Origin of the sequence: Pelistega suis (assembly GCF_013133795.1) — a bacterium.
Taxonomy (GTDB): Bacteria; Pseudomonadota; Gammaproteobacteria; order Burkholderiales; family Burkholderiaceae_B; genus Taylorella; species Taylorella suis.
This window is the reverse complement of the sequence record NZ_JABGBN010000001.1, coordinates 290,074-303,109: the sequence shown is the minus strand read 5'-3', so window position 1 is coordinate 303,109 and position 13,036 is coordinate 290,074. Positions and strand designations below refer to the sequence as shown.

At 41.5% G+C, this 13,036-nt stretch carries 14 protein-coding genes, 1 tRNA gene and 1 CRISPR repeat array; of the genes, 7 read left to right on the top strand and 8 right to left on the bottom strand.

Going from position 1 to position 13,036, the window contains the following annotated elements:
- The 6 genes from HKX39_RS01480 to HKX39_RS01455 all read left to right on the top strand — a co-directional run bounded on the left by HKX39_RS01480 (nt 1) and on the right by HKX39_RS01455 (nt 6,067).
- Nucleotides 1-555 carry a YqiA/YcfP family alpha/beta fold hydrolase gene (locus HKX39_RS01480; RefSeq protein ID WP_246225952.1) on the top strand — a complete coding sequence of 185 codons (555 nt, stop codon included), beginning with the start codon at nt 1-3 and terminating at the stop codon, nt 553-555.
- Nucleotides 556-561: 6 nt separating this feature from the next.
- Nucleotides 562-2,445 (top strand): ribonuclease catalytic domain-containing protein, encoded by a 1,884-nt coding sequence (locus HKX39_RS01475; RefSeq protein ID WP_171679533.1) that lies wholly within the window; start codon nt 562-564, stop codon nt 2,443-2,445.
- Between the two features lies 1 nt (nt 2,446).
- Complete coding sequence (aroE, locus tag HKX39_RS01470) at nt 2,447-3,274, top strand: shikimate dehydrogenase (protein WP_171679532.1); 828 nt, start codon at nt 2,447-2,449, stop codon at nt 3,272-3,274.
- Nucleotides 3,262-3,984 carry a monofunctional biosynthetic peptidoglycan transglycosylase gene (gene mtgA / locus HKX39_RS01465; protein ID WP_171679531.1) on the top strand — a complete coding sequence of 241 codons (723 nt, stop codon included), beginning with the start codon at nt 3,262-3,264 and terminating at the stop codon, nt 3,982-3,984. Before aroE ends, mtgA begins: the two co-directional genes overlap by 13 nt.
- A 102-nt stretch (nt 3,985-4,086) precedes the next feature.
- Nucleotides 4,087-5,241, top strand: a complete 1,155-nt coding sequence (lptG, locus tag HKX39_RS01460) for an LPS export ABC transporter permease LptG (protein ID WP_171679530.1) — start codon at nt 4,087-4,089, stop codon at nt 5,239-5,241.
- Entirely contained in the window at nt 5,231-6,067 is an 837-nt protein-coding gene (locus tag HKX39_RS01455; RefSeq protein ID WP_171679529.1) for a symmetrical bis(5'-nucleosyl)-tetraphosphatase, read from the top strand. Before lptG ends, HKX39_RS01455 begins: the two co-directional genes overlap by 11 nt.
- A gap of 38 nt (nt 6,068-6,105) precedes the next feature.
- Here the strand turns inward: HKX39_RS01455 and HKX39_RS01450 are convergent, their stop codons facing one another.
- From HKX39_RS01450 to hemA, 5 genes are all read right to left on the bottom strand, one after another.
- On the bottom strand, nt 6,106-6,669 hold the full coding sequence (locus HKX39_RS01450) for a UbiX family flavin prenyltransferase (RefSeq protein WP_171679528.1): 564 nt from the start codon (nt 6,667-6,669) through the stop codon (nt 6,106-6,108).
- Nucleotides 6,662-6,991 (bottom strand): Grx4 family monothiol glutaredoxin, encoded by a 330-nt coding sequence (gene grxD, locus HKX39_RS01445; RefSeq protein WP_171679527.1) that lies wholly within the window; start codon nt 6,989-6,991, stop codon nt 6,662-6,664. The genes HKX39_RS01450 and grxD overlap by 8 nt, the downstream gene beginning before the upstream one ends.
- 86 nt (nt 6,992-7,077) lie before the next feature.
- Entirely contained in the window at nt 7,078-7,908 is an 831-nt protein-coding gene (prmC, locus tag HKX39_RS01440; RefSeq protein ID WP_171679887.1) for a peptide chain release factor N(5)-glutamine methyltransferase, read from the bottom strand.
- Nucleotides 7,901-8,980, bottom strand: a complete 1,080-nt coding sequence (gene prfA, locus HKX39_RS01435; RefSeq protein ID WP_171679526.1) for a peptide chain release factor 1 — start codon at nt 8,978-8,980, stop codon at nt 7,901-7,903. Before prfA ends, prmC begins: the two co-directional genes overlap by 8 nt.
- 99 nt (nt 8,981-9,079) lie before the next feature.
- Nucleotides 9,080-10,390, bottom strand: coding sequence for a glutamyl-tRNA reductase (hemA, locus tag HKX39_RS01430; protein WP_171679525.1), 1,311 nt, complete (start codon nt 10,388-10,390; stop codon nt 9,080-9,082).
- A 267-nt stretch (nt 10,391-10,657) separates the two neighbouring features.
- Here hemA and HKX39_RS01425 point away from each other — a divergent pair.
- Nucleotides 10,658-10,733: transfer RNA gene (locus HKX39_RS01425), tRNA-Phe, on the top strand.
- Nucleotides 10,734-10,785: 52 nt separating this feature from the next.
- Here the strand turns inward: HKX39_RS01425 and HKX39_RS01420 are convergent.
- The 3 genes from HKX39_RS01420 to cas2 form a co-directional block, all read right to left on the bottom strand.
- Nucleotides 10,786-11,283 carry a GNAT family N-acetyltransferase gene (locus HKX39_RS01420; RefSeq protein ID WP_171679524.1) on the bottom strand — a complete coding sequence of 166 codons (498 nt, stop codon included), beginning with the start codon at nt 11,281-11,283 and terminating at the stop codon, nt 10,786-10,788.
- Nucleotides 11,284-11,562: a type II toxin-antitoxin system TacA family antitoxin gene (locus HKX39_RS01415; protein ID WP_171679523.1), complete on the bottom strand. Its 279-nt coding sequence runs from the start codon at nt 11,560-11,562 to the stop codon at nt 11,284-11,286. It abuts the gene before it with no gap.
- A gap of 121 nt (nt 11,563-11,683) precedes the next feature.
- Nucleotides 11,684-12,641: a CRISPR direct-repeat array (repeat unit 37 nt; unit sequence TGTTCCGCTTAGAGTTCATTTCTTAATCTGCTAAACT).
- Between the two features lie 64 nt (nt 12,642-12,705).
- Entirely contained in the window at nt 12,706-13,032 is a 327-nt protein-coding gene (gene cas2 / locus HKX39_RS01410; protein WP_171679522.1) for a CRISPR-associated endonuclease Cas2, read from the bottom strand.
- Nucleotides 13,033-13,036 lie beyond the last annotated feature (4 nt).

The following is a 13,036-nucleotide window of genomic DNA, read 5'->3' as shown; positions in this document are numbered from 1 at the left end:
TTGCACGGTTTTCGTTCTAGCCCACAATCGGCAAAATCCCAACTTTTTGAAAGAGTGATGACTGCGCGTGGACAAGCGCATTTATTGATGTCCCCTGCATTGCCTGCATCACCCCAAAAAGCCATTGAGCTCTGCTTATCACTGACCAAAAATACACCTAAAGAAGACCTCTACATTGTTGGCTCTTCTTTAGGTGGATACTACGCCACCTACTTAGCTGAGACGCTCGACTGCCGTGCTGTATGTATTAATCCTAGTATCTATGCTGCTCGCGATTTAGCCACACAACTAGAAGTGCGCACACAGTATCATAGCGAGGAACCTTTTGAGTTTAAAGCATCCTACATTAAAGAGCTTGCTGATTTATTTATCCCTACACTGACTAAACCGGAACGATTTTTACTCTTAGCAGGCATGCAAGATGAACTATTAGAATGGCAAGAAATGCAAGCTCGCTATCATGGCGCAAAGCAAATCATTGCGCCAGATCAAGATCATGCATTTAGTGGTTTTGAACATTACCTCCCGACTGTTTTAGATTTTATTTTCTCTTAATGCCGAATGTACGTACTCTTTGAAGAATCAGGTCAATTTAAAAGTGCCACTATCCTGTCAGAAGCTGACAGTTCCTTACAAGTCGAAACCACCTCTGGCAAACGCAGCAAGATAAAGCGAGCCAATGTTATTTTTACATTTAAAGACGCCCTACCAGATACACTTATCGAGTCAGCAACACAATTAGCCAATGATATTGATGTCGAATTTCTGTGGGAGATGGGCCCCAAAGAAACATTTAATGTAGAACGCATCACCAAAGAGTATTATGGCGACAACGCAGGTACGGTTGAGAAAACTGCGCTACTCCTTTGCTTACATGCCAACCCCATTTATTTTCATCGCAAAGGAAAAGGGCTTTACCTCTCAGCTCCAGAGGAGATTATCAAAGCAGCACTACTTGCACAAGAGAAAAAACGTCAACAAGCTCAACAACAAGAAGAATGGACGCAAGCACTTGTTCAAGGAGAGGTTCCTGAGGTATTACGCGATATTTTGCCTACGTATCTTAATAATCCCGATAAAAATACATTAGAATGGAAAGCCTTTAATCAAGCCTTAGACATCACAGGTTTACAACCCGCAGAATTTTTATTAAAACTGCAAGTATTCCCGCATGCTTTAGCCGTCCATCGTGCAAGATTCCTGGGGCAATACTTCCCTAAAGGTACTACTCATGACGATGTTGAGATTCCAACATGGGAGCCGTTGGAGCGTGCAACAGTAGATGCCTACTCTGTGGATGATATTTCTACAACTGAAATTGATGATGCCTTTAGCATCCAAAAGATTAGTGAAGAAGAATTTATCTTCGGTATTCATATTGCCTGCCCAGCACTGGCCGTTAGTCGAGATAGTGATTTAGACAAGGTGGCAAGACAGCGTATGTCTACCGTCTATTTCCCGGGCGATAAAATCCCTATGCAAAGTGAGAAACTTATTCAAGCTTTCTCCCTTAATGAGGGCAATTATGCTCCCGCGCTCTCTCTTTATATCACCGCCAATATTCAAACAGGCGAAGTAATTGATGAACAAACAAAACTTGAAGAAGTCTTTATTAAAGAAAATCTTCGCACCAATCATCTCGACCATGTTCTTAGTGCCGAAGCGTTAGAGAATCCGCTTAGCGAGTTACCGCACGCAAATTTATTTAAACCGATGTGGGCATTGACTAAGCATCTTAGTAAGGCACGAGAAGAGGTTCGAGGGAAACCAGAGAATCATAATCGCGTTGAATATCTGTTTAGTTTAGAGGGGCCAGCTGATGACCCAAACTCTCAGCTCACTCTCACGCCACGGTTACGTAATGCTCCACTTGATTTGATGGTGGCAGAGTTTATGATTCTCTGCAATAGCCGTTGGGCAAAACTCTTAGACGAATTAGGATTGCCAGGTATTTTTCGTTCACAACAAAATGGACGTGTACGCATGAGTACTCATGCCCTCATTCACGAGGCTATCGGCGTTCACCATTATGCATGGACAACTTCGCCATTACGCCGTTATATCGACTTATTTAATCAACGACAGTTAATTGCGGCTGTTAAACACGGCATCTCTGCTCGCTTGGTAGCACCTTATAAGCCTAAAGATGCTGATATTTTTTCTATTATTAGTCGCTTTGAGTCTTGTTATACTAGCTATTCAGATCATCAAAATAAAATGGAGCGCTATTGGTGCTTGCGTTACGTAGAGCAAAATAATATTAAACGCACAACAGCTACTGTTCTCCGTGATGATTTAGTACGACTCGATAATATGCCTCTCGTTATTGCTGTTCCAGAGCTTGTGGATGCTCAACGGGATGATAGAGTCGAAATTGATATTCTATCTGTAGACCTCTACAACCTTAAGGTAGAAAGTCGTCTAATTCAATTATTGGAAAGTTAGAATGAAAAAATTTGCTGTTTTTGGTAATCCCATTAAGCATAGCTACTCTCCTAAAATGCACCAACTATTTGCAGAGTATTGCGGCCTTAAAGACTTTAGTTATGTCAAAACCTTTGTCGATATTGATGCTTTTGAACAAACAGTAAAAAATTTCTTTAATCAAGGCGGTAAGGGACTGAACATCACCGTTCCCTTTAAAATAAGAGCTTTTGAATTAGCCAACATACTGAGTGACAGAGCATCAAGTGCTGGAGCGGTGAATACCTTATGGCATAAAGACGGCAAAATTTATGGCGATAATACGGATGGTATTGGTTTAGTTAACGATATTAAACGTCTTAGCATCACTCTCAATAATGCACATATTTTACTTATCGGTGCAGGTGGCGCTAGCCGAGGAGCCATTCTTCCTCTGATAGAAGCGGGTTGCTCACATCTTCACATCGCTAATCGTACCGAACAAAAGGCACATGAACTGATTCAAACTTTTAGCCATCTCAAACAATTATCCGCCAGCGGTCTAGATAACATTACTGGACAATGGGATATTATTATCAATGCAAGTGCCAGCAGCTTATCTGCTGATGAACTTCCTCTCCCGACCTCTGTATTTCATCAAGTAAAATTAGCTTACGATATGCTTTATACCGCTGATGCACAGACTCCATTTACACAACAAGCGCATCGACATGGTGCTTTACAATGTTCTGACGGGCTGGGCATGTTGGTATATCAAGGTGCTGAGGCGTTTAGCATTTGGAACGGTATGTACCCAAACCCAGAAGAAGTATTAGGTATACTACGCAAAGAGCTTCAATGTCAGGTCTAGCACAATCCATTACACAACACCCTATTCGTACGAGTCTTAAGTGGAGTCTATTGACTCTACTCGGGCTTGTGCTGGCTTATCAAATTTTTCTGTTTTCCCACGTTTTACTCTATCGCTTTATCAATCCAAGCAGTACGGCTTTTATGCGTGCTCAGGCGGCCGAACTAGACAATAAAACTATCCAATATATATGGGTTGATTATGAGAATATCAGCGCTTCTTTGAAAAAAGCGGTTATCGCCTCAGAAGATAGTGGCTTTAAGCAACATGGTGGTGTTGAGTGGTTAGCCATACGTCATGCTTTTATGTTTAACCTCAAGCAATGGCGCAAAGGCAAAGAAAGAATGCGAGGGGGCTCGACAATCAGCCAACAACTCGCCAAAAATCTATTCCTCAGTGAGGATCGTTCTTACTGGCGTAAAGCACAAGAACTGGTTATTACCTATATGCTTGAATGGACAATGCCAAAAAAACGTATTCTAGAACTCTATCTCAATACCGCACAATTTGGAGAAACCGTATTTGGTGCCGAAGCGGCAAGCCAATTTTACTTCAAAAAGAGTAGCAAACAACTCAATAATCATGAGGCTTCTCGACTAGCCGTACTACTACCTAACCCTCGCTACTATGGTCAGCATATCAAAGGCGCTTATGTGAATGGTAGGGCAAGCATCATTCGCCAACGTATGCGCCAAGTCAGTCCACCTTAACACATACCGTAATTGTTAAGCTTTTGTGACAAAGTGGATTTCATAAAGATAAGCGCCCACAATGTTATTATAATAAGTTGCCTTTTAAATAAAAAACATACGATGAAAACTGCTCGACGTTACCTTGCTAGTGAAATTTATCGCACCACCATTGCGGTTATTTTGGTGCTACTCGGTCTATTTATCTTCTTTGATATGATTGATGCACTAGATAATCTCAACGAGAAGTTTACCTTTGTATCATTACTCTACGTACAAGCCTTACAAATCCCTAACCGTCTCTATGATTTATTACCCATTTGCGTACTCATTGGCACGGTCATTGCCCTGGCTGGTCTAGCACAAAGAAACGAATTAGTTATCCTTCGCGTATCAGGCATTAGTAGCAAACGCCTATTATGGATGTTATGGCTGATTACCATTCCTTTTATGATTTTTGCAGCATTTGTTTCGGAAGTCGTCACCCCTTATACAGAAAAGAAAACAAGTGAATTTACAATCTCTGCACTAGGCAAGAATAGCACGAAGATGGATAGTGGTTATTGGTTTAGAGAGCCAGTCGATGACGCTCATTACCGTGTTATCAATATTCGTCGTTTGAACTCTAGTACTGAAATAGACACTATCACTATTTTCGAATATAACACGCAAGATAATCAACTCTCTAGCGTAACGAATGCTGCCAAAGGCATTTTACAGCATGGTGAACTTCGTTTAGATAATGTCACCACTCGCACGTTAACATCCAATCTTGCCCAAGTACTAACGAATGAGCAAGCACCTCTTGAAAGTATTTCAAGCTTAAAAACTCAAAAAACAATCAGTTTTAAAACCTCACTAACGAGTGAGCGATTGGTAGCAACAGAGTTGCAACCCGATAAGATGAGCACACCTGATTTACTCAATTATGTCCAGTACTTAGAAGAAAATAATCTGCAAGCTAACCGTCATATTGTTGCGCTCTGGCGTAAAGGAAGCTATCCATTTACACTTCTTGTTATGATTACGCTCGCGGCTCCTATTGGTTTTGTACAAAGTCGTAAAGGTGGTGTAGGGGCCAAAATTTTCTTGGGTATTTTGATTGGCATTATCTTCTTTATGGCTAATCAACTGGCCCTCAATGTGGGAATGCTCAACAACCTCCCGCCTTGGTTAACTGCCCTTCTACCCAATATCATTGCCTTAATTTTAGCTTTTGGAGCGCTTTATTTAATGGAGCGCCGTAGTAAACCTCGTAATTTTATTCATGCCAAATAAAAAGACCCCGACTATCTGGGCTATCGGCGATGTTCAAGGTTGCTGTGATGCCCTACAAGAATTACTCAATCATCCTGAGATTAAAGAGGATGAACACGCACAGTTTTGGTTTGCTGGTGATTTGATTAACCGCGGACCTCATTCGCTCAAAACATTACGCACCATTATGCAACTTGGCGAACGAGCTGTTTGCGTCTTAGGCAATCATGACCTACACCTCTTAGCGGTCTACGCAGGTATTCGTCGCGAAAATAAATCAGATACCATTGATGAAATTCTGCAAGCACCTGATGTAGAGGAAATTATCCATTGGCTACGCCACCGCCCTCTTGCTCACTTTGATCAAAATCATCTGATGGTGCATGCAGGTGTGATGGCAAAATGGGATGAAAAGAAAACGCTCAAACTTGCCGCAGAGGTTTCTGATGCATTGCAATCCAAACATTGGCAAAAATACCTACAAAAGATGTACGGTAACGAACCTAACCGTTGGCGTGATTCACTCACAGGCTCCAAACGCCGTCGTGTGATTATCAATGCCTTAACGCGTATGCGTATGTGCTTTGAAGATGGCTCTATGGAGTTTGGATCTAAAGACTCGCCCTTCGATAATAAAAGCAACGATATTATGCCCTGGTTTGAATTACCCAATCGCAAAACCGAAAAAACCACTATTATTTTCGGTCATTGGTCAACATTAGGATTAATGATTAGAAAAAACCTCATCGCGCTAGATACGGGTTGTGTTTGGGGAGGTAAATTAAGCGCTATTCGCTTAAGTGATCGTAAACTAGTACAAGTTGAATGTACTGGAAAAAGAAGGTAAGAAAGTACGTAGTGTAGCTCTTACGATTTATAAAAGCGCTACGTCCCTTCCCACTTTGGACCACCAGAATCAATACCAAACAACTCCAACATACGTGCTACTGTATGGTCAATCATCTCCTCCAAATTCTTGGGGTGATGATAAAATGCAGGTAATGGAGGAAAAATAATACCGCCCATTTCTGTGACCGCCGTCATATTACGCAAATGTGCCAGATTAAACGGTGTCTCACGTACAGCTAACACTAAGCGGCGACGCTCTTTAAGATGAACATCTGCAGCACGCGTAATTAAGTTATCAGAGAAACCATGCGCACAAGCTGCCAAAGTACGCATTGAACATGGCAACACAATCATACCTGCCGTATCAAATGCCCCACTCGCTAGCGTCGCACCGACATCCCTAAAACCATGTACATGGTCTGCCAAGGCATTGACCGACTTGCGATCCATACCTAACTCATAATGAATATTTAACAAACCTGAAGGAGATACGATTAAGTGAGACTCCACATCAGGAATCTCCTTAATACGCTCAAGCATACGAATGGCATAAATAGAGCCTGTTGCCCCTGTTATGCCAATCACTAATCGTTTAGTCATTAAACGCGCCTGCTTCTTCTAGTACCGTTTTTAGCTCACCATTACCAGCCATTTCTGTCATGATATCTGCACCACCAATAAACTCACCCTTAACATAGAGCTGAGGAATGGTTGGCCAGTTTGAAAATTGCTTAATACCTTCACGCACTTCTTGATCTTCTAGCACATTTACTGTTACCAGTTTCTTAACACCAAGCTCACGCAGAATTTGTACCGCACGACCAGAGAAACCACATTGTGGGAACTGTGCAGAACCCTTCATAAATAAAACAACAGGGTGGTCTGTTACTGTTTGGCGAATAAAATCTTGAACTTCACTCATCATAAAACCTTTTACAAAATTTGGACTAAAAACTTATTGTACTAATTTTTTAGAGCGGTTGCGCTTTAACCTTAGCAATCGTACGACTACTCAGCTAACCATACTCCCCCACTCACTCGTTCAATACCAGCCAGATCACGAATGCTACACACCTGAGCAAACCCAGCTTGTATCAATAACGCTCGCACTGCCTCAGCCTGATTCCAACCATGTTCAAGATAAATAGCACCTCCCTGTGTTAAATGACGAGGTGCTTGCTGAATAATGATGCGATAACAACTTAAACCATCCGCGTTGTCCGTTAAGGCTAATCGTGGCTCAAAACGCAAATCACCTTGACTCAAATGCTCATCGCCTTGATGAATATAGGGGGGATTAGAAACAATCAAATGGAAAGTCTCTCCACAGAATTGATCAAACCAACTACTTTGACGAAAATCCACATCGAGTTTGAACTTTTCTGCATTAACTTGTGCAATCGCTAAAGCTTCCTGACTAATATCACTCGCAAACACCTGAGTTTGTGGAGCAAAGTGCGCAATGGATAATGCAATAGCTCCACTCCCAGTACCCATATCTAATACACGTGCTGTCACTTTATCTTTTAGGAACCCTAACGCCGCTTCAACCAAGGTTTCTGTATCTGGTCGAGGAATTAAGACTGCCGGACTCACCGTAAAATCCAATCCCATAAACTCTCTCGACCCCATAATATACGCCATAGGCTCACCAGCGGTACGTCGATTACACAAAGCTTGTAAAGCTTGCCATTGGTGCTCACTCAAAACATCAAGATCATGCGTAATCATCCACGCACGAGAAACTCCCAGCGCTTGCTCTACCAGCATCTTTGCCTCCAATAAAGGTAAGCCTGACTGTGCAAAAAAATCTCTTAAGGTATAGGGAGAATTAGTCATCACCTAATGCCGCCAATAACTCCGCTTGACGCTCTGCAATCAACGCACCTGTAAGCTCATCTAAAGAACCTTCCATAATTTGCGCTAATTTGTATAAAGTCAAATTAATACGATGATCAGTCACACGACCTTGTGGATAGTTATATGTACGGATACGTTCCGAGCGGTCACCTGTACCCACCAAGCTCTTACGCTCTGCGGCCTCTTTGGCCTGTTGCTCTTGCCGTTGAATATCATTAATACGCGCCGCTAATACACTCATCGCACGCGCTTTATTCTTATGTTGCGAACGGTCATCTTGACACTCTGCCACAATACCTGTTGGAATATGCGTAATACGCACCGCAGAGTCGGTCTTATTAATATGCTGACCACCTGCACCACTTGCACGGAACGTATCAATACGCAAATCTGCTGGGTTTAAAACAACCTCTGCCAACTCATCGGCTTCTGGCAATACCGCTACTGTACATGCTGAAGTATGCACACGTCCCTGAGACTCGGTTTCAGGCACACGTTGAACACGGTGAGCACCTGATTCGTACTTAAGACGACCATAAACACCCTCACCTTCAATACGCGCAATCACCTCACGATAACCACCTAACTCTGATGGGTTTTCACTCATTACCTCGACACGCCAACCATTTTGCTCTGCATAACGACTGTACATACGGAATAAATCTCCAGTAAAAATCGCACTCTCATCACCACCCGTACCCGCACGGATCTCTAGGAACACACTACGACCGTCATCTGGGTCCTTAGGTAGCAATTCAACCTGTAATTGCGCCTCTAGCTCCTCAATACGCGCCTTAGCCGCCTTCATTTCTTCCTCACCCATTTCTTTCATATCAGGGTCAGACATCATCTCAATCGCTGTAGCTAAATCTCCCTCTGTACTCGTATAAGTCTTAAATAATGCCACCACAGGGTCAATTTCACTGCGCTCACGAGAGAGTTTACGGAAACGATCCATATCTTCTACCGTATCAGGCTCCGCTAAAATAGCGTCCACTTCAATAAGACGTTGACTCAACTGTTCTAGGCGAGAACGCATAGATGCTTTCATAATAAAATCTCAACTAAAAAATAATTTAAATTTAAAAAATAGATTGCCAACATAAATCTTTATCACCCTCTCAAGGATGATGAACAAGCGATTTATTAGCTAATGTTCTGCTTGTGAGATAGACGATTGTGCAGGCGTTGTATCGTCTTTTTCTTGGTAAGGGAATAACTTAGGCAGCACATCTAAGAGTTGTGCCTTTTCCTCTGCTTGACTACGATTTAATGCTTGCATAGGCGCATGCATATATTTTTGAGTTAGTGATTTTGCCAGACGCTCTAGCGCTTGCTCTGGACTAATACCTTTAGCCAATAACTTACGCGCTTTTTCTAGCTCAAGCTTTGCAACAACATGAGCACCATGGTTAAGTCCTTGGATAACTGGCACAACACTACGGTTTTGTAACCAATGCATAAAATTCTGCACACGACTATCGATAATGGCCTCTGCTTGCACTACCGCTGCCTGACGAGCATCATTGCCCATTTGCACCACACGACCCAAATCATCCACCGTATAAAGATAGACCTCACTCAAGGTCGCTACTTCTGGCTCAATATCACGAGGCACCGCCAAGTCCACCATCACCATAGGGTTAAAACGGCGCTGGCGAATGGCCTTTTGAATCATACCTAAGCCCAAAATCGGTAAAGTAGATGCCGTACAGGACACTACGATATCATACTCATGCAAATGGTCTGGTAAATCTGCAAGACGCATTGTCTGCCCATCAAAGCGTGAAGCCAATGCCTCACCTCGCTCTAATGTACGATTAGCGACCATAATCGACTTAGGATTCTGTGCAGCAAAGTGAGTTGCACATAGCTCAATCATCTCTCCTGCCCCGACAAATAGCACCTTAGTATCGCTAATATCACCAAACACTCGCTCAGCCAGACGAACAGCCGCTGCCGCCATAGAAACAGATTGAGCTCCTATCGCAGTCTGCGTACGCACCTCTTTCGCTACAGAAAAAGTCTTTTGGAAGAGTTGATTCAGCATCGTGCCCAATGCACCTGCCTCATCAGCTGTACGCACCGCCGTCTTCATCTGTCCAAGAATCTGCGCCTCACCCAACACCATTGAGTCTAGACCAGAGGCAACACGAAACGCATGACGTACCGCTTGCTCTTGATTGTATAAATACAGATGAGGACGAATAAGACTCGCATCTAAAGAGTTAAAATCAGCCATCCATGTTGGAATATGATCCACAATCTCAGGACGTGCGGCAAGATATAACTCCGTGCGATTACATGTCGATAAAATTGTCGCCTCTTTTAAAGAAGAACCAAATGTCGAGCGTAACGCATCTAATGCAGGACGCACCAAATCACCAGCCATAGACACCCGCTCACGCACCGATACCGGTGCCGAGTGATGATTTAAGCCAAATGTGAAAACGTCTGCCATAACGGGAAAACTAAACTGAAATAAATATTTATGCAAAAGAGATTGGTAAAATGCTATCTGTCGCTACACGCACCTCATATCCTCTGCACACAATCCATTAATGTGAATGTGCTCTATTATACTCCTTGAAAGACGCATATTTGTATTAAAAAAACAACATCAAAAATAAAAAAACTAATGATTTCAATAGTGAAAAACTAAGTTTGATGATTTTTTATAAATTTTCCTTTTATCTTTTTTATTTTTAGGTTAATATTATTTTCTCAAGGCCAGGTAGCTCAGTCGGTAGAGCAGAGGATTGAAAATCCTTGTGTCGGCGGTTCGATTCCGCCCCAGGCCACCAGAATTTAAACCCGTTAGGCGCAAGCTTAACGGGTTTTTGCATATTGCCAATCCTAATTAGAGTTAAAAATTTTAGATAAAGGATAAAATAACGCTTCTTTTCCATTAACAGACTCATCAAAGGGAATAAAACCTAGGTGTCTGTAAAAACGGCTAGCACTATCATCTTTAGCTACAACAATCACCGCTGATACCGCTAATGCACTATTTTTGACTCGCTCAATAGCATCATAAATCAACACTGACCCAAAACCCTTACCCTCAAACTGTTTATCGATAGCCAAACGACCTATCAATGCTACTGGCAGTACCTCGTAAGCTGCTCGCCTCTGAACGTTTTCAGGAAAACTTGTTAGAGGAATCGAACTCGCTGAAATTGTGTAGTACCCCACCACGTCAGCATTATCAGAAAGTAAAACGTAACACTTCGCTAGATTACGTTTTTGGTCTTGAGCGGCAAATTTTCTTAAATACTCATTTAAAGCATCAAAACGACTGGCAAAATCCTTTTTATTCACTGAAGAAGACAATTCAACGAACGAATATGTCATTTATTTTTCCTGCAAAATGGCTTGATGGCGTTTGGCAGCTCGTTTCATTGCCTCATTAGGCTCATAATCTTGTGCTAATGCATTAATCAACTTATGCTGATCACTAATAGCCAACTCAATCAAAGAATGCTCTTTAATGGCTTTTGTTGCCTCAGAATAAGCAGAATTAACCACAAACTCAGTAACCGATTTACCAGTCATTTTTGCAGCTTGCTTAATGATGTTATAAATATCCTGCTGTAGTCTTGCTTCAAGACGAGCCGTTGCTATTTTTTCCATACAAAATCTCCTATACACGATAAATTATACGGCAATTTGCCGTATATATCAATTATATGATTAAAAATACTGATACAAATAATCCTCTAAGCAGATATGGAAATTTTGGATACCTCTCTGTTGTTTGTTTTAGAGTTCATTTCTTAATCTGCTAAACTAATGCGTGTACAGCTGATTGCTCGTGTTTTGTTCCGCTTAGAGTTCATTTCTTAATCTGCTAAACTGTATTGAGTTGTCGCGTATCGTTATATTCTGTTCCGCTTAGAGTTCATTTCTTAATCTGCTAAACTCTGATGGTTGATACTGTAATCGCATTGCCATTCCGCTTAGAGTTCATTTCTTAATCTGCTAAACTTTTAAGTAATGCCCATAACTGCATCCCATAGTTCCGCTTAGAGTTCATTTCTTAATCTGCTAAACTTTTAATATTGGCAGTATAATTAAAAATATGTTCCGCTTAGAGTTCATTTCTTAATCTGCTAAACTAAGCCTGTTTAAACATCATAATGTTAAGTTGTTCCGCTTAGAGTTCATTTCTTAATCTGCTAAACTCGTACAAGCACACACAATTATTAAAGACATGTTCCGCTTAGAGTTCATTTCTTAATCTGCTAAACTTATGTAGATTGGATTAATCGCCTCAACTTCGTTCCGCTTAGAGTTCATTTCTTAATCTGCTAAACTTTAGCATATTTAATACAGTGGCATCATCTAGTTCCGCTTAGAGTTCATTTCTTAATCTGCTAAACTATCGCCATCTTGCTTTTGAAAAGAAATTAAGTTCCGCTTAGAGTTCATTTCTTAATCTGCTAAACTAAATGAAAATAGAATTGACTTACATTAACGGTTCCGCTTAGAGTTCATTTCTTAATCTGCTAAACTGAGTGCTCGAATTTCCACGCACGATTACTGTTCCGCTTAGAGTTCATTTCTTAATCTGCTAAACTCTGCCTCTGCAACATTAGTCACTATGGAGTGTTCCGCTTAGAGTTCATTTCTTAATCTGCTAAACTATCGCTTAGTTTTAGCTTTCTGTCGGCATTGTTCCGCTTAGAGTTCATTTCTTAATCTGCTAAACTCGATACCCCATAACACTTTGATTTGAAAAGATATTATGGGGTATCAGTTTATAAAAATCACTCATTAAAATAACTCAAATTGATCTGGTGAACTTTTTTCTGGCTGTCTAACCTGTCCATAGAATGAAATAATCTTCTCGTATTGCTTATCAGTAAACTGCATTATGTTCACTTTACCACCTTTTGGCAAAGCTGCACAGATACGTTGGCAACACGTTTCAATTTGTTTAGCACTCGTAAAAAATCGCATATATACACTGAACTGTGCCATCTCAAATCCCAAGTCTAATAAATAATTCCGAAACTCTGCTGCCTCTTTACGCTCAGCCTTCTGCGTAACGGGCAAATCGAACATGACAAGTAACCACATTGCTCTATACCCCGATAACATACAT